The sequence below is a fragment of the Pedococcus sp. P2_E4 genome, from assembly GCF_056403935.1.
Window position 1 is genome coordinate 1 of record NZ_JBFUEO010000020.1, and the last position, 16,542, is coordinate 16,542.

13 protein-coding genes and 1 pseudogene are annotated in these 16,542 nt (G+C 72.0%); 6 read left to right on the forward strand and 8 right to left on the reverse strand.

What is annotated here, in order from left to right; all coding sequences use genetic code 11:
• A partial coding sequence (locus AC1DV7_RS10875; protein ID WP_477597140.1) for a DUF4153 domain-containing protein occupies positions 1-1,474 on the forward strand: 1,474 nt, incomplete at its 5' end.
• Between the two features lie 12 nt (positions 1,475-1,486).
• On the opposite strand, the gene rsmA is transcribed toward AC1DV7_RS10875, so the two are convergent.
• The 4 genes from rsmA to metG all read right to left on the reverse strand — a co-directional run bounded on the left by rsmA (position 1,487) and on the right by metG (position 6,626).
• Positions 1,487-2,359, reverse strand: coding sequence for a 16S rRNA (adenine(1518)-N(6)/adenine(1519)-N(6))-dimethyltransferase RsmA (gene rsmA, locus AC1DV7_RS10880; protein ID WP_477597141.1), 873 nt, complete (start codon positions 2,357-2,359; stop codon positions 1,487-1,489).
• 104 nt (positions 2,360-2,463) lie between these two features.
• Complete coding sequence (locus tag AC1DV7_RS10885) at positions 2,464-3,549, reverse strand: ubiquitin-like domain-containing protein (protein ID WP_477597142.1); 1,086 nt, start codon at positions 3,547-3,549, stop codon at positions 2,464-2,466.
• 363 nt (positions 3,550-3,912) lie between these two features.
• Positions 3,913-4,785: a TatD family hydrolase gene (locus AC1DV7_RS10890; RefSeq protein ID WP_477597143.1), complete on the reverse strand. Its 873-nt coding sequence runs from the start codon at positions 4,783-4,785 to the stop codon at positions 3,913-3,915.
• Between the two features lie 38 nt (positions 4,786-4,823).
• Complete coding sequence (gene metG, locus AC1DV7_RS10895) at positions 4,824-6,626, reverse strand: methionine--tRNA ligase (RefSeq protein WP_477597144.1); 1,803 nt, start codon at positions 6,624-6,626, stop codon at positions 4,824-4,826.
• Between the two features lie 146 nt (positions 6,627-6,772).
• Between metG and AC1DV7_RS10900 the strand changes: the two genes are divergently transcribed.
• A complete protein-coding gene (locus AC1DV7_RS10900) occupies positions 6,773-7,882 on the forward strand; it encodes a cell wall-binding repeat-containing protein (RefSeq protein WP_477597145.1) in 1,110 nt (369 codons plus the stop codon).
• Between the two features lie 60 nt (positions 7,883-7,942).
• Here the strand turns inward: AC1DV7_RS10900 and AC1DV7_RS10905 are convergent.
• Positions 7,943-8,509, reverse strand: a pseudogene (locus AC1DV7_RS10905) (response regulator); the annotation flags it as partial.
• Positions 8,506-10,584 carry a sensor histidine kinase gene (locus AC1DV7_RS10910; protein ID WP_477597146.1) on the reverse strand — a complete coding sequence of 693 codons (2,079 nt, stop codon included), beginning with the start codon at positions 10,582-10,584 and terminating at the stop codon, positions 8,506-8,508. The gene AC1DV7_RS10910 and the pseudogene AC1DV7_RS10905, both read right to left, overlap by 4 nt.
• A 177-nt stretch (positions 10,585-10,761) precedes the next feature.
• Between AC1DV7_RS10910 and AC1DV7_RS10915 the strand changes: the two genes are divergently transcribed.
• Complete coding sequence (locus AC1DV7_RS10915) at positions 10,762-11,394, forward strand: hypothetical protein (protein ID WP_477597147.1); 633 nt, start codon at positions 10,762-10,764, stop codon at positions 11,392-11,394.
• Here the strand turns inward: AC1DV7_RS10915 and AC1DV7_RS10920 are convergent.
• Positions 11,346-12,317 carry a glycerophosphodiester phosphodiesterase family protein gene (locus tag AC1DV7_RS10920; RefSeq protein ID WP_477597148.1) on the reverse strand — a complete coding sequence of 324 codons (972 nt, stop codon included), beginning with the start codon at positions 12,315-12,317 and terminating at the stop codon, positions 11,346-11,348. The genes AC1DV7_RS10915 and AC1DV7_RS10920 overlap by 49 nt on opposite strands.
• Positions 12,318-12,561: 244 nt before the next feature.
• Between AC1DV7_RS10920 and AC1DV7_RS10925 the strand changes: the two genes are divergently transcribed.
• Together AC1DV7_RS10925 and AC1DV7_RS10930 are read left to right on the forward strand one after the other, a co-directional pair.
• Positions 12,562-13,161 (forward strand): DUF4126 domain-containing protein, encoded by a 600-nt coding sequence (locus AC1DV7_RS10925; RefSeq protein ID WP_477597149.1) that lies wholly within the window; start codon positions 12,562-12,564, stop codon positions 13,159-13,161.
• 31 nt (positions 13,162-13,192) lie between these two features.
• Positions 13,193-13,963, forward strand: a complete 771-nt coding sequence (locus AC1DV7_RS10930) for a CPBP family intramembrane glutamic endopeptidase (RefSeq protein ID WP_477597150.1) — start codon at positions 13,193-13,195, stop codon at positions 13,961-13,963.
• On the opposite strand, the gene rsmI is transcribed toward AC1DV7_RS10930, so the two are convergent.
• Positions 13,956-14,801 carry a 16S rRNA (cytidine(1402)-2'-O)-methyltransferase gene (gene rsmI, locus AC1DV7_RS10935; RefSeq protein WP_477597151.1) on the reverse strand — a complete coding sequence of 282 codons (846 nt, stop codon included), beginning with the start codon at positions 14,799-14,801 and terminating at the stop codon, positions 13,956-13,958. The two genes, AC1DV7_RS10930 and rsmI, sit on opposite strands and share 8 nt — an antisense overlap.
• 120 nt (positions 14,802-14,921) lie before the next feature.
• Here rsmI and AC1DV7_RS10940 point away from each other — a divergent pair, with 120 nt between their 5' ends.
• Positions 14,922-16,478 carry a dolichyl-phosphate-mannose--protein mannosyltransferase gene (locus tag AC1DV7_RS10940; protein WP_477597152.1) on the forward strand — a complete coding sequence of 519 codons (1,557 nt, stop codon included), beginning with the start codon at positions 14,922-14,924 and terminating at the stop codon, positions 16,476-16,478.
• Positions 16,479-16,542 lie beyond the last annotated feature (64 nt).

Here is a 16,542-nt window from a genome sequence, read left to right on the forward strand (position 1 = left end):
CGGCATCGTGGCCTGCGCCGTCGCCGCCGGAGTCCTGGCCGCCGTCGTGCTGCCGGAGCGCAACGCCGGCATCGGGACGGCCCTGGTGTTCGCGGCGATCGCCGGCACCGTGCTCGGGGCGCGAGCGTGGCGCTCCCGTGGCGCGTCACCCGTCGACGCCACCAGACCGGGCGAGGTCGGTGCAGGCGGCTCCGTGGCAGCCCACGGGCGGCGGTGGAGTCGGCTCGACACGCTCGACGCCGGGCTCGTGGGCCTGCTGATCGCCACCCTGTTCGTCCGCGACGCCCACTGGATCACCATCCTGTGCCTGCTCGCGGGCCTCGCCCTCGTGGCGGTCAACTCGACCCGGGCGGCCTCGGTCCTGGCGCTGCTGGCGACGGCTGCGGCGGTGCCGCTCGCCGCCATACGGGGTCTGCCCTGGCTGGGGCGCACCCTCAAGCCGCGCAGCAGCATCCAGACGTGGATCCCCGCTGCCCGGGCGACGGCGCTCTCGATCGTGCTGCTCCTCGTCTTCGGGGCACTCTTCGCCTCCGCGGACGCGCTGTTCGCCTCGTGGGTCGACGCGATCACACCCGACATCACGTGGAACGACCTGCCGGCCCGGTTCGTCCTGGCGGTCTTCACCGCGTCCGGCACCCTCGCCGCGGCCTTCGTGAGCCTCGCCCCGCCGGCTGTCGACCGGGTCCGCCTGCCGGGAGCGCCGAGCCGCCGCACGTTCGAGTGGCTCGCGCCGGTCATGGCCGTCAATGCCATGTTCGCGCTGTTCCTCATCGCCCAGGCGACCGCGCTGTTCGGTGGGCACGACTACCTCCAGCGCACCACCGGGCTGACCTACGCCGACTACGTGCACCAGGGCTTCGGGCAGCTCACGGTCGCCACCATCCTGACCCTGACGGTGGTCGGCTGGGCAGCGCGCAAGGCCGCTCCGGGCCGGGTCCGCGACCTCGCCCTCGGCGCCCTGTGCGCGATGACGATCGTCGTCGTCGTGTCGGCCCTGCACCGGATGAGCCTGTACGAGGAGGCCTACGGCTTCACCCGCCTGCGCCTGCTGGTGTCGGTGTTCGAGGGCTGGCTCGGGGTCGTGGTCCTGCTCGTCATGGCCGCGGGTGTCGTGCGCGCCCGCGGCTGGCTCGTCCCCGTGGCGGTGCGGCTCGGCGCGGTCGGCCTGCTCGGCCTCGCGGTGTTCAACCCCGACCTCTACATCGCGGAGCACAACCTGGCCCGCGACACCTCGACCGTCGGGATCGACTGGCAGTACCTCGGCGACCTGTCGACCGACGCCTACCCGGCCATCTGGCAGCTCGGCGACACCGAGTTCGCGTGCGTGACGCGGTTCCGCGACGCGGGGTCGAGGGACGACTGGCTGGAGTGGAACCTCTCGCGCGACCGCGCCGCCGACCTCGTCGCCAGCCGTCCGCCGGCGGGCCGGAGCGGTGACCCGACCACAGTCGCCTGCCCTGGCACCGGCGGCTGACGCCGGATGCCGCTACGCGTCTCCCAGTCCCGCGCGAGCGGCGGCGATGGCGGCGAACTCGCTGATCCCGAGCTGCTCGCCGCGGGTCCGGGGGTCGATCCCGGCCGCGCGCAGGCACTCCTCGGCCCGGGGCGCCGACCCGGCCCAGCCCGACAACGCGGCACGCAGGGTCTTGCGCCGCTGGGCGAACGCGGCGTCGATGCAGGTGAAGGTGTCGCGCCGGCTCGCCGTCGTGTCGGGCAGCGCCCGGCGCTCCATCAGCACGAGCCCGGACTCGACGTTCGGGACCGGCCAGAACACGCTGCGGGGCACGGTCCCCGCGAGCCGCACCGCGGCATACCAGGCGGCTTTGACGCTGGGCACGCCGTAGGCCTTCGACCCCGGCACCGCGGCCAGCCGTTCGGCCACCTCGAGCTGCACCATGACGAGGACCCGCTCGAGCGTCGGGAACGCCTCGAGGAACGACAGCACCACGGGCACGGAGACGTTGTACGGCAGGTTCGCGACCAGGGCCGTGGGTTGCGGGTCGGGCAGCTCGCGCACCTGCATCGCGTCCGCCTGCACGAGGGTGAGCCGTGAGGCGTATGCCGGGGCGAGCCTGGCCACCGTGCCCGGCAGCGCCGCCGCGAGGGTCGGGTCCACCTCCACCGCCGTGACGTGTCCGACCTCGGGGAGCAGGGCGAGGGTGAGGGACCCCAGCCCGGGGCCGACCTCGACCACGCTGTCGTGCGGTCCCACACCGGCGAGCCGCACGATCCGCTTGACGGTGTTGGCGTCGACGACGAAGTTCTGGCCCCACTGCTTGGTGGGTCGCACGCCCAGCGCGGCCGCGATCTCACGGATCTGGGCGGCGCCCAGGAAGCCGCTCGGCTCGTGCTCGGACATGGACGGAAGCCTAGGGCCCGGCGCGGCGACGCCCGGAGGAGGGCATGCGACGGCGCCCCGGACCGAGGTGGTCCGGGGCGCCGTCACGGTGCCGTCAGGCGAGGTCACGCAGCGTGCGCGCAACCCCAGGGGCCGAGGCCCGCCTTGGCGTAGTAGCGGTTGGCGACGGTGATCTGCTCGGCGCGCGACGCGAGGTCGGCGCGCGGGGCGAAGTCGGCGCCACCGTTGGCCAGCCAGGACGACGTCGCGAACTGCAGGCCGCCGTAGTAGCCGTTGCCGGTGTTGATCGACCAGTTGCCACCGGACTCGCACTGGGCGATGCGGTCCCACATCGCGGCGTTGGAGAGGTTGATGCCTGCGCCGGAGGTGTTGCCGGCGCTGGGGGCCGGGGTGCTCGGGCGCGACTTGGTGCCCACCGCGAGGACCCTGGCCACCGGCTGCTCGGTCACGGTGGAGCCGATCGCCTTCTTGCTCTCGACCTTGCCGTCGACCTTGATGATCTTGTAGGTCACGACCTTGGCGCCGTCGGAGCCGGCCTTGAGCGTCTTGGTCTGGCCCTTGTAGAGCGTCGAGTCGGACTTCCTGGTGACCGGGGCCGGGACGACCTGCGTCGCCTTGACCTGGGAGGCGGTCACGCGCTGGACGGCGATCTTGAGGCCGTCGGTGACCGCGGTCGTGAGGCCGGGCTTCACGCGGTCGTCGGAGTCCTGACGCACGCCGAGCTCGGTGAGGACGTCACCCACGGTGGCGCCGGTGGAGGTGCCGGTGAGGTTCTTGCCGTCCACCCGGACGACGACGTCCTTGGGGGTGGTCACGGAGAGGACCAGGCCCTGGCGGCCCAGCGTCTGCGAACGCGACGCGGAGAGCTTGGCGGAGTCGGCACGGATGCCGAGCTCCTGGAGGGCTGCGTCGACCGTCGTGGCAGTCGTCCAGTACTCACGGGTCGTGCCGTCGATGGTCACCGTCAGCTTGCGGCCGTAGCGGACGACGACCTTCTGGCCGTCCGACACCGCAGCGCCCGGGGCCGGGACGACGACGTCGTGCGAGCCGACGCGGATGTCCTGCTTGCTGAGGATGTCACCCACGGTGCTGCCGAAGGCGTGGACCGTGGAGGTCTTGCCATCGACGGACAGGGTGACGGACTTGTCGAGGTGCGAGACGCCGACGGCGCCGGCGACGAGGGTGGTCACCACAGCAGCCTGGGCGATACGCCTGACGGGACGATTGATCACGATGCTCCAGAGTTCGTGCTCCCCGGGCATCGGTTCGGGCGTCGTGTCCCATGCGGATGCGGCTCGGGCCGCTACATGGTGAGGGGGCGGATCAGGCCTGCCGTCGTGGCAGTCTGAGCGCCCCCGCTCACGTCGCCCGAGGTCTCCGACCCCGGCCAACAGTCATCAACCATGACGTGGTAGCGGACAAAGGTCAAATTTCGATAACGGAATCCCCAGTCCTTGGCCAAGTCCTGGCGTCCATCCGGTAGATGGTCGCCGCGGGGTCGCCGCGCCGGCGTCCGGCGGCGTCCGGCGGCGTCCGGCGGGCTCAGGAGCCCGTCACCAGGGCCCGTAGACCGCCTCGGAGTTGGCGCTGACCGCCTCGCACAGCGTCGGCACGGCGACCCCCATCACGCCGGCCATGGCCCGCACGGTGAGGGGCACGAGGTAGGGCGCGTTCGTGGCTCCCCGCCACGGCGCGGGGGTCAGGTAGGGGGCGTCGGTCTCGACCAGGACCCGGTCGAGCGGCGTGACCGACAGGGCGTCCCGCAGCCCGCGCGCGTTCTTGAACGTCACCGTGCCCGCGAACGACAGGAAGTAGCCGCGGTCCGCGCAGGTGCGGGCCATCGACACGTCGCCGGAGAAGCAGTGCATGACCGTCCGGTCGGGCGCCCCCTCCTCCTCGAGGATGCGCAGCACGTCGTCGTGCGAGTCGCGGTCGTGGATCTGCAGGGCCTTGCCGGTGCGCTTGGCGAGGTCGATGTGCCAGCGGAACGAATCCTGTTGCGCCCCAGCGCCCTCAGGGCCCGTGCGGTAGTAGTCCAACCCCGTCTCGCCGATGACCCGCACCCTGGGGTGGGCCGCCAGCACCTCGATCTCCGCGTAGGCCGCGTCGAGCTCCCCCCTCGCGGCGAGCCTGGGCGCCTCGTTGGGGTGGAGGGCCACGCCGCCCAGCATCGCCGGGTGCTGGTCCACCATCTCGACCGTGAACCGTGCGCCCGGCAGGTCGCACCCGATCTGGACGACGCGGTCGACGCCGACTGCCCTGGCTGCGGCGAGCGCGGCGGCCACGTCGGGGGCGTCCTCACCGTCGCGCGCGATGTCGAGGTGCGTATGGTTGTCGACGACCGGGATGGGCAGCGCGTCGGGGGCGTCGGGCACCCGCCCGTGACCGCTGCGGCCGCCGCTCTCCCTGCCCTGCTCCGGTGCCATCTCGTCCGCTCGCCAGCTCTGCTCGGGGGCCCCGGTCGTCAGCTCTGCTCGAGCCGGGCGAGCTCGTCCTCGACCACCGACTCGTCGAGCTTGGTGAAGATCGGTGTGGGCTTTACCACAGTGGCCCCGACGACGACCGGCACGGACGCCCACTGCGGGGTCCCGGAGTACTCGCCGGTGATGATCGGGTAGGTGCGCCCAGCGTCGGAGTCGTCGAGCCCCTGGACGTCGCGCAGCTCGGGCATGGGCATGAACCCGCCCTCGCCTCCGAACGCCGCATGCACCTGGTTGGACGAGTGGGGCAGGAACGGCGCCAGCACCCGGTTGAGGTCGGCCACGCACTGGGCCAGCGTGTGGAGGACCGTCGCCAGCCGCTCGCGCTGGTCGTCACCCTTGAGCTTGAACGGCTCGGTGTCGGTGACGTACTTGTTGACCTCGCCGACGGTGCGCATCGCCTCGGCGACCGCCGACTTGATCCGCTGCTTGGCCAGCAGGCCGCCGACCGTGTCGAAGGACGCGAGCACCTTGGCGCGCACCGCCTCGTCGACAGGCTCGAGCGCCCCGGGCTTCGGGACCTCGCCGAAGTTCTTGGCGATCATCGCGGCAGTGCGGTTGACGAGGTTGCCCCAGCCCGCGACGAGCTCGGAGTTGTTGCGCTGGACGAACTCCGCCCAGGTGAAGTTCGCGTCCTGGTTCTCCGGGCCCGCAGCGCAGATGTAGTAGCGGATCGCGTCCGGCCCGTATCGGTCGAGGACGTCGCGAATGTAGATGACGTAGCCGCGCGAGGTGGAGAACTGCTTGCCCTCCATCGTGAGGTACTCGCTCGACACGACCTCGGTCGGCAGGTTGAGCACCCCGAACTCACCGGGCTCTCCCCCACGACTGCCGCGACCGGCATACCCGAGGAGCTCTGCCGGCCAGATCTGGGAGTGGAAGGTGATGTTGTCCTTGCCCATGAAGTAGTAGGACAGGGCCTCGGGGTCGTTCCACCACTCGCGCCAGCGGTCGGGCTCGCCCTGGCGCCGAGCCCACTCGACCGACGCCGAGAGGTAGCCGATGACCGCGTCGAACCAGACATAGAGGCGTTTGGCCGGCTGGTCGACCCATCCCTCGAGCGGCACCGGGATGCCCCAGTCGATGTCGCGGGTCATCGCGCGCGGGCGGATCTCGTCGAGGATGTTGAGGCTGAACTTGATGACGTTGGGGCGCCACGTGCCCGACTCGGCGCGACCCTCGAGCCACTCGCGCAGCGCATCCGCGAGCGCCGGCAGGTCGAGGAAGAAGTGCTGGGTCTCGATGAACTCCGGGACCTCGCCGTTGACCTTGGACCTCGGGTTGATGAGGTCGGTCGGCTCGAGCTGGTTGCCGCAGTTGTCGCACTGGTCGCCGCGGGCCTCGGGGTAGTCGCAGATCGGGCAGGTGCCCTCGATGTAGCGGTCGGGCAGGGTGCGCCCGGTCGACGGCGAGATGGCTCCGCGCGTGGTCTGCTCGACCATGTAGCCGTTCTTCCAGACCTGGGTGAACAGCTCCTGCGCGACCGAGTAGTGGTTGGCCGTCGTGGTGCGCGTGTAGAGGTCGTAGGAGCAGCCCAGGTCGGCGAGCTCCGCCGCGATGATCGCGTGGTTCTTGTCGACGAGCTCCTGGGCGGTCACGCCCTCCTTGTCGGCGAGGACGAGGATCGGGGTGCCGTGCTCGTCCGACCCGCTGACCATGAGGACGTCGTTGCCTGCCATCCGCATGTACCGACTGAACACGTCGGAGGGCACGGCGAACCCGGCCACGTGGCCGAGGTGCCGCGGGCCGTTGGCGTACGGCCAGGYGACGGCGGAGAGGACCTTCATGGCTCGAATCCTAGGGGTGGGTGCCAAGCGGGTTTCCGGCCCGTCCGTATGCAGCCCACTCGCCGAGGTGCCGAAAGGAGCGTGTCGCGGCCGTGATCCACGTACCCTGTGACCGCCATACTCACGCCCCAGGGGGATCCACAGCCATGCCGCGCCACCGCCCGTCCCGCATCCTTGCCCTCGCGACGCTCGCAGCCGTCGCCACCGCCCTTGTCGCCGCACCGTCCCAGGCCGCGACCTCGAAGGGCTCGATGACCTCGACCGCCAGCGCCGACCAGCGGCGGGACTCGCTCGTCGCAGCGTCCGCGGCGGAGCCTGCCCTCGGCCGCCTCGGCGGCGCCAACCGCTACGCCACCGCAGTCGCGATCTCCAGCAGCGTCTGGGACGACGGCGCGGCCTACGGCCAGCACGTCTACGTGGCATCGGGCGAGAACTTCCCCGACGCCCTGGCTGGTGGGCCCGCGGCGGCGAGCCAGGGCGAGCCGCTGCTGCTGGTCCCGAGGAGCGGCACGCTGCCGACCGTGGTGGCGACCGAGCTGAAGCGGCTCAAGCCCAGCTACATCACGATCTTCGGCGGCACCGGCGCCGTCAGCGCGGGCATGGCCACCCAGCTCAAGGCCCTCGCGGACACCAAGGAGGTCTATCGCGAGGCCGGTGGCGACCGGTACGAGACCGCGATGCGCCTGGCGAACTACGCCACCACCTGGGTGGGTAACACCCCGAACTACCCCGACGTGGTCTACGTCGCGAACGGCGCGACCTTCGCCGACGCCCTGAGCGGTGGAGCAGCGGCAGCGCTCGACGGCGCACCGCTGCTGCTCACCCCGCGGGACCGGCTCAACGACTGGACCGCGGGCGCACTGGCCCAGATCAAGCCGGCCAAGATCGTCGCCCTCGGTGGGACGGGCGCGATCTCGACCGCGGCCTTCACCCAGCTCAAGGGGTACGCGCCGACCGTCGTCCGGATCGGCGGGGTGGACCGATACGACACCTCGGCGCGGCTGTCGAAGGCGTCGTTCCCGGTGGCCACCGATGCCACCGAGGTCTTCCTGACCAACGGGCTGTCCTACCCCGACGCGCTGGCTGCGACGCCGGCGGTGGGGGTCCTCGGGGACGTCTCGCTGCTGCTGACCCGGCCGACCTGCGTTCCCGCGAAGCCGTACGCCGAGGTCAACCGCATCCAGCCCGACTTCATCACCGCGATCGGCGGCAAGGCTGCGGTCTCCGACGACGCCCTCAGCGGGCGCCCCTGCTGACGGCGTCCCGCTCGGCTCACGTCGGTGCGCCTGGCCCACACCTCGGGGGATCGCCGACACGTTGTTGCGCACCGTCTTGGGTGCGAGGAACAGCTCGCTGGCGATCTGCCCGTTGGACCGGCCGGCGGCGATGAGGTCCAGCACCTCACGCTCACGCTCGGTCAGCATCGGGAACTGCGTGGCCTCCCGGGCGGCCGACGGCGCCAGCAGCTCACCGATCCGCGAGGCCAGCGAGGCCCCGAACACGACGCCCCCCGCGTGGACCGCGGTGATCGCCCGGGTGACCTCGTCCTGCGACGCTCCCTTGACGAGGTAGCCGCGGGCCCCGGCCCGCATCGCGGACAGCAGGGTGCCGTCGTCCTCGCCCATGGTGAACACCAGGATGCCGACCCCCGGCTGGCTCGCCACGATCTGCCGGGTCGCCTCGATCCCGTTGAGGTTCGGCATCTGGATGTCCATCACCACCACGTCGGGGTGGACCGACGCGGCCAGCGCGACCGCCTCGACCCCGTCTGCCGCGCGACCGACGACCTCGATGTCGGGGTGCGGTTCGAGCAGCGTGGCCAGCCCGTCGCGGAAGACGGGGTGGTCGTCGGCGACCAGCACGCGGATCGGCCCGCCGTTCATGCCCTGCCCTGCGCCATCGGCAACCACGCCCTCACTGTCGTCCCACCCTGCGGCGGGCACACCACGTCATACCGTCCGCCGAGCTCGTCGACCCGCTCACGCATCGACCGCAACCCGACCCCTGCCACCACATCCTCCGCGATGCCGCCGCCGTCGTCACGCACCTGCACGGCCAGCTCTCCGTCGACCACCCGCAGGGTGACCGTGCACGCGGCGGCGGCTGCGTGCCGCCCCACGTTCGTGAGGGCCTCCGACACGATCCGGTATGCCGCGACCTCCACGGCCGCGGGCAGCCCCGAGACCTCGTCGGCCTCGACCCGTACGTCCAGGCCCGACGTGCGCAGCCGCTCGGCCTGCTGCTGGACGGCCGCGAGCAGGCCGAGGTCGTCGAGGGCCGGGGGCCGCAGCCCGTGGACCAGCCGTCGCACGTCGGCGAGCGCCTCGGTGATCTCGGCGCGCGACTGCAGGACCAGCCGGCGGGCGGTCTCGGGGTCGCTGTCGACGGCGTTGCCCGCGGCGTCCAGCCGCATCGCCACCCCGCCGAGGACCGGGCCGAGCCCGTCGTGCAGGTCCCGGCGGATCCGTCGGCGGTCGTCCTCGCGGGCGAGCACGAGCTGTTCGCGCGACTCCTGGAGGTCGCGAGCCAGCAGGCTGCTGCGCACGGCGATGGCGGCCTGCCGGACGACGTCGACGAGGAGCACCTGGTCGCGGCGCGACAGCATCCCCCGGATGCCGCCGTCGGGCAGCTCGATCGACCCGATCCGCTCGCCGCGGTACGAGATCGGGAACGACCGGGTCGCCGACGGGGTGCTGCCGTGCGTCGCCGCGACCCCCTCCCCGCCGCGGCCGAGGACCTCGACCCTGACCCAGGGCACCCGGAAGGCCTCCGCCACGGCCGTCGCCAGGGTCGGCAGCTGCTCCTCCAGCCCACCGGACTGCTCGAGCCGCTCGGCCAGTGCCGACACCACCTCGTACCGCTGGCCGCGTCGACCGAGCACCCGCCGGCGCACCTGCGCGGTGAGCCACGACCGCAGCGGGCCGTAGGCCGCCACGGCCAGCACGAGGACGAGCACGGTGACCTGCCGCTCCTCGAACCGGTCCCCGAGCAGCGCGGCGGCACCGGCGAGGACCAGCAGGTCGAGCACCACGAACCCGGCCGCGATGCCGCCGTAGACGAGCGTGCCCCCGACGAGCGCGTCGATGTCCCCCGTCTGGGGCCGCACCACGCCGATCACGAGGGAGACACTGGTGGCGACGAGGGCCAGCACCAGGGCGGCGAACCCGACCGGCCCGTTCACGTCGAGGAGCATCACGCCGCCGGCCAGTAGGCAGACGATCGCCGCCCAGAGCAGCCAGCGCAGCTGGGTCCGCTCCTCCCCGGTCGACCGCGCGTGCCGGGCGAAGACGACCGCGGCGGCCAGCGGCATCGCCAGCATCGTGAGCACCTGGCCGACCCGGATGGTCACGACGGCGGCGGCGTCCGACAGGGGCAGCGCCACCCCGGGCAGCAGCGCCACCACGTCGTCGGGCAGCCTCCCGTCGTAGATCGCGCTGTCGGGCGCGAGCACCAGGCTGAGCGGCAGCGCGAGCGACATCGCGAGGGCAGCCACGCCCACGGGGCGCCAGCGCCCCTCGGGAAGCCGGCCGCTCGGGTAGAGCACGAGCAGCACGGGCAACGCGACGAGGAGGAACGACCCCGCCTCCGAGACGACCCAGAAGGCCAGCCCACTCAGGGGCAGCACCGGCCGCTCGTGCAGGCCCACCACGGCATACGACTCGCACAGTCCGTCGACCGCCCAGAAGGCGCCGGTCGCGGCGAGGACGACCCCCACGACGTGCCGCGGCCGGAAGGCGAGGATCGCCGCTCCGCAGAGCCCCACGAACGCACCGATCGACCCGCTGACGGCCCCGCGCTCGGACACGTAGGTCGCCCGCTGCGCGTCGGTGGCCATCGCGTCCAGGACGAGACAGCCGACCACGACCCCGAGGAGGCCGGCGACCAGGAGCGTCGGCACCAGGCGGCCGCGCACCCGCAGCGCCGATGCGGGCGCGACGAGGTCGGTGGCAGCGGTCACCGCGCCAGTCTGCCCGCGAGGCTGTCCCGTCGTCAGGGGATTGCCGTCCCGACCTCACGGGACACGACGACGGGACGAGATCAGGGACACCGCTCCCTGACTCCCGGGCCGGCGGGCGCCGGACAGTTCTGGTCAGCGGCACCGACCGGGTGCCGAGAACCGTTCGAGGAGAACACCATGTCGCTCACCCAGACCCCGGCTCCGGCCCGCTCGGACCTGGCCACCCCCACGACGTCCGGCCGCCCCGGGCGCACCTACCCGTACCGCGTCCACGGCACCATCCTCACCGCCGGCGCCGTCGCGTGGTCGATCGCCATCGCCCTGTTCGGCGCCGACCCCGGCGACAAGACCGTGCCACTCGTCGGGTTCGCGATCGGCTCCGGCTTCTTCCAGCTCGGCGTCATGGCGCTGCTCCGCGTGCTGTGGCGCTCGCAGGCACTCGGCTCCGGCCGCCTGGCCCGCTTCTTCCTGCGCGCCGAGGCCGTCGTCCTCAGCCTGGCGATCGGCTCGACCACCGTCGACGCGCTGCGTCTGTCGGACCTGACCCAGCCCGGCTGGCTGATGTTGGACCTGTGCTGGCCGCTGTCGATGCTCGGCATGTTCGCGATCGGCGTCCGGATCGCCATCGCCGGTCGCTGGCAGGGCGTCTCGCGGTTCTGGCCGATGGTCGCCGAGAGCTGGGCCGTCGTCACCGTGCCGTCCCTCGCGATCGGTGGCCCGTCGCTCGCCCGCGTCGTGGGAGCCCTGCACCTGCTCGTCGGCTACTCGGTGCTCGGCCAGATCGTCGCCCGCAAGCGTGGTGACGCCTGAGCTGGAGTGCCAGCCAAGACCCAGACAGAGGTGTGCCGGGTGCGGACGTGCGCACCCTCGGTGATGATCCCGTCGACGCCCCACGAGATGCCGCGGCTCATGTCGCCACCGAAGTTCACGGTCCAGACGTGGGTCTGCATCCCCAGCTCGTGGATGCGGTCGACCATCGCCTCGTTCATGTTGCCCAGGGCCGGGTTGAAGGCGTCCAGCCACAGGCTGCCGGCCACCAGCTCCTCGTCGGTCGGGACCCCGTAGTGCAGCAGCGCGACGGGCACGTCGGGTGCCAGGTCGTGGTACGCCCTGAGCCAGGGCTGGTCCCCGGCCTGCATGAGGACCCGACCGGACGCGAGCGCCTTGCCGAACGCGGGGATGGAGCGCAGCTCCTTGTCGATGTCGCGCTCGATGCCGGGGAAGGCCCACGGGTCCTTGGCCTCCAGCAGCATGCTGGCGCGGCCACCGATCGCCTCGACCCACTCGCGCAGCGTCAGGATCCGCTGTCCGGCGTACGCCGAGCTGAACCACGACCCCGCGTCGAGCTGCTTGATCTCGGCCAGCGTGAAGTCGGCGACGTTCCACGGCGCGCGGTCGGGGAAGACCTGCTCGACGTCGGTGGTGCGGGTGAGCTGCCGGTCGTGCGTGATGACCAGCGCGCCGTCCTTGGTGCGCATGATGTCGTTCTCGATGTAGTCGGCGCCCTGCTTGAGCGCCAGCTGCACCGAGGCGAGGGTGTTCTCGGGAGCCATGGCGCCGGAGCCGCGGTGGGCGATGACCGCGACGTCAGTGGAGCCGGAGCCTGCCCCGGATCCCGTCTGGGAGCCTGTCTGGGAGCGGTCACCGGAGTCGGCGGCGAGTGCCGACGGTGCGGCCCCGACCACCGCCAGCAGGCAGGCCACCAGGACGGCCAGGACACGTGGGGACGTCATCGAAGTTTCCTCCTCGAAATGCCGTGTGTGCGGACACAGCGGGATGTAAGCGGTTACATCGGACAGTCCACGACTCAAGCAGACTCGGCCGCCCGACGGGCCGGTAACCAGCACGCAATCGGTGAACGGTCCTGGCCGGGCTGCCCCGGCACTCCCTGCTCCCCCGCGCGGAACCCGGCACCGCGGCCCGGCGTCCAGTAGACATGTCTCGACAGGTGCACCGCACCACGACTGGAGGTGTCCGATGATCGCCGCACTGACCGGCATGGGGCTGTCCGCGGCAGCGGGGCTCAACGCCTACATCCCGTTCCTCATCGTGGCGCTGGTCGCGCGCTTCACCGACTTCCTCACGCTCCCCCAGTCGTACTCGTGGATCGAGTCGTGGTGGGCCATCGGCGCGGGGGCCGTCCTCCTGCTGACCGAGGTCGTCCTCGACAAGGTCCCTGCGGTCGACACCGTCAACGACGCCGTGCAGACGTTCATCCGCCCGAGCATGGGCGGGCTGATCTTCGCCGCCACCTCGGCTGCCGAAGGGCTCGACCACTCCACGTGGATGACCCAGAACCCCTGGGTCGGCGTCGTGCTCGGCATCATCACCTCCGGGCTCGTCCACACCGGCAAGACCGTCGCCCGCCCGGCGATCAACGCCGGGACCCTCGGCTTCGGCGCACCGATCGCCTCGACCGTCGAGGACGGCGCCTCGGTCGGCCTCAGCCTCGTGGCGCTGTTCATCCCGGTCCTCGTCGTGGTGGCGCTCGTCGCCCTCGCCTGGCTGCTCATCTGGCTCTGGTTCAAGGTCCGTCGCTGGCGTCGTCGACGGGACCAACGGGCCGCCCTCGCGTGAGCGGGTCAGCCGCCACCGCGACACTGGTCGCATGACGGTGCCCGTGTCCGCGCCCTCGCGGCGCACCCTGCTGGCCGAGACGGTGCTCGTGCTCGGGGTGAGCCTCGGCGCCTCGGCGGTCTGGTCGGTCCTGTCGATCGTCAACAAGCTCACCCAGAACGTCGCGCTCAACCAGCAGACGACGGGCATGAACAACTCGGTCACGCCGGACCGACCCTGGCTCGACCTCGCCTACCAGCTCGTGGGGATCGTGGTCGCGCTGGTGCCGGTCGCCCTCGCCCTGCACCTGATGACCCGAGACCGCCCGGACGCCCGGCACGCGATCGGGTTCGACTGGCGCCAGCCGGCCCGCGACCTGCTGCGTGGCGCCGCCCTCGCTGCGGCGGTGGGCCTGCCCGGGCTCGGTCTCTACGCGGCGGCCAAGGCCGCGGGCCTCAACACCACGATCGCCGCCGCCAACCTGACCGACCACTGGTGGACCATCCCGGTGCTGGTGCTGGCGGCCGCCCAGAACGCGGTCCTCGAGGAGGTCGTCATGGTCGGCTACCTGTTCTCGCGCTGGCTGCGCGCCGGCTGGTCCGTGCCGACCGTGATCGTCGTGTCAGCGCTGATCCGCGGCTCCTACCATCTCTACCAGGGCTTCGGCGGCTTCGCCGGCAACCTCGCGATGGGGCTGCTGTTCGGCTGGGTCTACACCCGCACGCGGCGCGTGGGTCCCCTCGTCGTGGCGCACACGCTGCTCGACGTGGTGGCCTTCGTGGGCTACGCCCTGCTCAAGGACCACCTCGGCTGGCTCACCTGAGGCGGCCAGCCTCCACGGCCGCGTCGTACAGCGCCTTCTTCGACAGGCCCGTGCTCGCCGCCACGTCGGACGCCACGTCCTTGAGCCGCTCGCCTGCCGCGACCCGCTCCCGTATGCCGGGCAGCGCCTCCTCGAGCGAGGTCGCCCTGGGCGTCGCCCCGGCGACCACGACGGTGATCTCACCGCGCACCCCCTCCGCGGCCCAGGTGGCCAGCTCGGCCACCGGGCCGCGGCGCACCTCCTCGTAGGTCTTGGTGAGCTCACGGCATACAGCCGCTCGCCGGTCAGGGCCGAACGCCTGCGCCATCGCCTCCAGGGTGGCGTCGATGCGGTGGGGCGCCTCGAAGAACACCATCGTCCGGCGCTCGTCGGCGAGGCCTGCGAGCATCCGCGCCTTCTCCCCCGGCTTGCGCGGCAGGAACCCCTCGAAGCAGAACCGGTCCACGGGCAGGCCCGAGACCGCGAGCGCCATCAGCACGGCGCTCGGGCCGGGCACGCACGTGACCCTCACCCCGGCGTCCACCGCCGCGGAGACCAGGCGGTAGCCAGGGTCGGACACCGACGGCATACCGGCGTCCGTCACGACCACGACCCGGTCACCGGCACGCAGCCGCTCGGCGAGCTCTGGTGTCCGGGAGGCCTCGTTGTGCTCGTGGTAGCTGAGGACCGTCCCACGTGGCTTCACGCCGAGGTCGGCGCACAGCCGCCGCAGCCGTCGCGTGTCCTCGGCGGCGACCACGTCCGCGGCCTCGATCTCGGCCGCGAGCCGGGGGGCCGCGTCCCGGGGGTCGCCGATCGGCGTCGCAGCCAGGACCAGGACGCCGGGGTCGGTACTCACCGGGCCATCCTGTCAGCAGTCGAGTGACCCCCACGGTGCCAGGGAGCCGTGTCACGCACACGACCTGCTCTCGCCACCGCGTCGTCCGGCCCCACCGCGGCGTTGCATACGATGGCGCGCATGACCCGGGTCGAGGAGCTGCGATCTCGGCTGCTCGGACTCCAACCCACGGATGCGCTCTGGGGCTGGCTCGGGCCGCTGTTCTTCGCGGTCGTCGGCGGGCTCATGAGGTTCTGGTCGCTGGGCCGGCCCCACCAGCTGGTCTTCGACGAGACGTACTACGTCAAGCAGGGCGTCTCGATGCTGGAGTACGGCGTCGAGATGCGGGTGCCCGGCACCCTCAAGAAGCCCGACGAGCTCTTCACCGCCGGCACACCCGATGTCTTCGGCACCGAGGGCGACCTGGTCGTGCACCCGCCGGTCGGCAAGTGGGTCATCGCCGCCGGAGAGCAGCTGTTCGGGCAGACGTCGTCGGTCGGCTGGCGGTTCTCGGTGTGCGTGCTGGGGACGCTGTCGATCCTCATGATCGGCCGCGCGGCGAGGCGGATGTTCGGCTCGACGCTGCTCGGGACGCTGGCCGCGTTCCTCGTCGCGTTCGAGGGCCACCACTTCGTCCAGTCACGGACGGGGCTGCTGGACCTCATCGTCATGTTCTGGGCCCTCGCCGCCTTCTGCGCCCTCCTGATCGACCGAGACCGGTCCCGGGCGATCCTCGCCGAGCGGGTCGCCGCCCTGCCACCGGCCGACCTCACCCGCCGGTTCGGTCCGTCGATGGGGCTGCGGCCGTGGCGCTGGGTTGCGGGCGTCTGCCTCGGCCTGTGCGCCGGCACGAAGTGGTCGGGGCTGTTCTTCCTCGTCGCGTTCGGCCTGATGACGGTGCTGTGGGACCTCGGCGCCAGACGGGCCGTCGGCGTGCGGCACTGGTTCTGGGCGATGATCCTGCGCGACGGGCTGCCCGCGGCCATCGTCATGTGCGGCCTGGCCCTGGTCACGTATGTCGGGTCGTGGGTGGGATGGTTCCTGTCCAGCACCGGGTACGACCGGCAGTGGGGCGCCATCCACCCGTCCCGCGACACACCATGGGTCCCGGACGCGCTGCGGTCCCTGTGGCACTACCACCAGGAGATCCTGAAGTTCCACGTCAGCCTGCACGACAACCACCCGTACCGGACCAACCCGTGGTCGTGGGTGGTGCAGGGCCGGCCGACGTCGTTCTTCTACGAGGGGCCCAAGCGCGGTGCCGACGGGTGCATGGTGGAGCAGTGCTCCAAGGCGATCACCTCGATCGGCACGGTCACGACGTGGTGGCTCGGCGCGGTGGCGATCGTGTTCGTGCTCTTCTGGTGGGCCGCGCGGCGCGACTGGCGAGCGGGCGCGATCCTCGCGGGGCTCGCCGGGGGCTACCTGCCGTGGTTCAGCCTCGAGGAGCGCACCATCTACTCCTTCTACACGGTGGCGTTCGAGCCGTGGGTCATCCTCGCGGTCGTCTTCCTCCTGGGCCTGGTGCTCGGGAAGCGCACCGACCCGTGGCGGCGCCGTGAGCTCGGCCTCTACGTCGTGGGCGGCTACTGCCTCCTCACGCTCGCCGTGTTCGCGTTCTTCTGGCCGGTCTACACCGCGCAGGTGATCCCGCAGAGCCAGTGGCACCTGCGGATGTGGTTCCCCAGCTGGGTCTGACCCAGCCGGGGAACCACACGCCATACGGCGCCCTGTGGTGGGCGCCCAGTGGTGGGCGCGAGCG

Coding starts and splice junctions, on each gene's coding strand:
- rsmA (WP_477597141.1), bottom strand. CDS start 2,359: ATGTCCGAGCACGAGCCGAGCGGCTTCCTGGGCGCCGCCCAGATCCGT.
- AC1DV7_RS10890 (WP_477597143.1), bottom strand. CDS start 4,785: ATGGCACCGGAGCAGGGCAGGGAGAGCGGCGGCCGCAGCGGTCACGGG.
- AC1DV7_RS10900 (WP_477597145.1), top strand. CDS start 6,773: ATGCCGCGCCACCGCCCGTCCCGCATCCTTGCCCTCGCGACGCTCGCA.
- AC1DV7_RS10915 (WP_477597147.1), top strand. CDS start 10,762: ATGTCGCTCACCCAGACCCCGGCTCCGGCCCGCTCGGACCTGGCCACC.
- AC1DV7_RS10920 (WP_477597148.1), bottom strand. CDS start 12,317: ATGACGTCCCCACGTGTCCTGGCCGTCCTGGTGGCCTGCCTGCTGGCG.
- AC1DV7_RS10925 (WP_477597149.1), top strand. CDS start 12,562: ATGATCGCCGCACTGACCGGCATGGGGCTGTCCGCGGCAGCGGGGCTC.
- AC1DV7_RS10930 (WP_477597150.1), top strand. CDS start 13,193: ATGACGGTGCCCGTGTCCGCGCCCTCGCGGCGCACCCTGCTGGCCGAG.
- AC1DV7_RS10940 (WP_477597152.1), top strand. CDS start 14,922: ATGACCCGGGTCGAGGAGCTGCGATCTCGGCTGCTCGGACTCCAACCC.